The 471-nt window shown below is 56.1% G+C and carries 1 pseudogene; it reads left to right on the top strand.

Annotated elements, in window-relative coordinates:
- Positions 1-471, top strand: a pseudogene (locus BK660_RS32760) (hypothetical protein); the annotation flags it as partial.

The following is a 471-nucleotide window of genomic DNA, read 5'->3' as shown; positions in this document are numbered from 1 at the left end:
CAAGTCGATGCAAAAGGTACGTGGACGTTTCAACTCACCGGACTCAGTGTCGGGACCACCTATAACTTGCGCGCCAGACGCAAAGGCGGATCGGTTTCGCATGCCCGTAACGTTGTGGTCGTGGCCGCAGTTGTAGCGACGCTGGACAATGTCCTGGACGACAAAGGAGTGGAAGTTCCCCAAAACCAGACGACCGTCAGCACGACGCTAAAACTCAAAGGCACAGCCAGCCCAGGACAAAAGGTCGAAATCTTTGATGGTAACGGTGCGAGCGCAGTATCCAAGGGCGTTGCGACAGCCCATGCAACCACGGGTATCTGGGAACACTCGATCACCGTGGCACTGGGTGCTCGCCGGTTATATGCAAAAGCGCTTTATGCCGTGAGTCCAGTGTTTTCGAACGTTCGCAACCTGACCGTTACAGCCGCCACCGCTCCGACTTTGACATCGGTCAAAGGTTCTCCCAGCGGT

Source organism: Pseudomonas brassicacearum, assembly GCF_003732265.1.
Classification (GTDB): domain Bacteria; phylum Pseudomonadota; class Gammaproteobacteria; order Pseudomonadales; family Pseudomonadaceae; genus Aquipseudomonas; species Aquipseudomonas brassicacearum_D.
The sequence above is the reverse complement of the archived record's forward strand: the minus strand, read 5'-3'. Positions and strand labels throughout refer to the sequence as shown.